Here is a 1,026-nt window from a genome sequence, read left to right as displayed (position 1 = left end):
AAGACAGACAAGCCCTCGATCAAGTAGACATGAACAAGGTCAGGACCTGGGGAATTACGTGGCGGCGGGCCCGGGGAATTACGTGATCGTTCACACCTCAGCATCCTGCTGGACGGCGTAGGCAACCAGTGTCAGTAGTTCCAGATGCGCGGTGTTCGCCTCGACAGCGTTCGGAATGTCTCCCGCAGCCGCGAACGGCAGGAACCGCTGACGAGCCACCTCGATCAGCCGGATCGCGTCGAACCGCACCACGTTCTCGACGAACTCGTCGACCGCCGCGGTGAATGCCGCATGGGTAGCCGCTGCAGGATCTTCTCCCTCAAGGGTGGCCATGAGCGCAGTCAACTCCGCTACGGAATTCACCAGCATCTGTATGTGCGGGTCAGTCACAGGCGGCGCGGAACTGGAACGACGACGCTTCTTCTTGTTGCGCACCTCGCGGCGCTTCGATCGGGACCCCATGATGCAAGCTCACCACACCTCACCACCGGCAGACGTGCACTTTGGTCCACTGCCTGCGCAACAGCCTCACACCGCTGCCCCGCGAAGCGGCTGACGAACCAGCGGCGGCGGGCATGAACAGGCCGTGCAGCATGTACACCTCGTAGAACGCGGCCGCAGGCCGGTCGGCACCGCCCTCGCCCCCACCGGATCCCCGTCATCGCCTCACGCACCGGCTCGCGCCTCTCCACCACCCTGAGCAGCTCCCGTGGCACTGGCGGTGCCTACTCGGCGGCTGTTAGTGCCCGCGGCCGACGTGGATGGCGTCGAGTTCGGTGCGGGTGATGTTCTCGGTTCCGGTCAGGATTGCGAGGGTGGCTGCTTGGCAGATCAGCTGGGACAGGGCGAGGAAGTATCCGCCGGTGCGGTTGTGGAGGTACTCGTGGTGTTCGGTCAGGGCATGCTGGCTCAGCTTGTGCAGGCTGAGGTGGGGCCTTGACCCCGAATCCTGAACACGGGTTATGCGGCTGATGCCAGCGTAGTTGGTGGTGCTTCGAGTGTGGCTTCGTAGGTGATGGGGCTGCG

At 64.0% G+C, this 1,026-nt stretch carries 1 protein-coding gene and 1 pseudogene; both read right to left on the bottom strand.

What is annotated here, in order from left to right:
• Positions 1–90 precede the first annotated feature (90 nt).
• Complete coding sequence (locus ACFYT4_RS36240) at positions 91–435, bottom strand: hypothetical protein (RefSeq protein ID WP_389279197.1); 345 nt, start codon at positions 433–435, stop codon at positions 91–93.
• A gap of 304 nt (positions 436–739) precedes the next feature.
• Positions 740–1,026: pseudogene (locus ACFYT4_RS36235) on the bottom strand (hypothetical protein); the annotation flags it as partial.

It is taken from the genome of Streptomyces sp. NPDC004609 (genome assembly GCF_042873655.1).
In the GTDB taxonomy this organism is placed as follows: domain Bacteria; phylum Actinomycetota; class Actinomycetes; order Streptomycetales; family Streptomycetaceae; genus Streptomyces.
The sequence above is the reverse complement of the archived record's forward strand: the minus strand, read 5'-3'. Positions and strand labels throughout refer to the sequence as shown.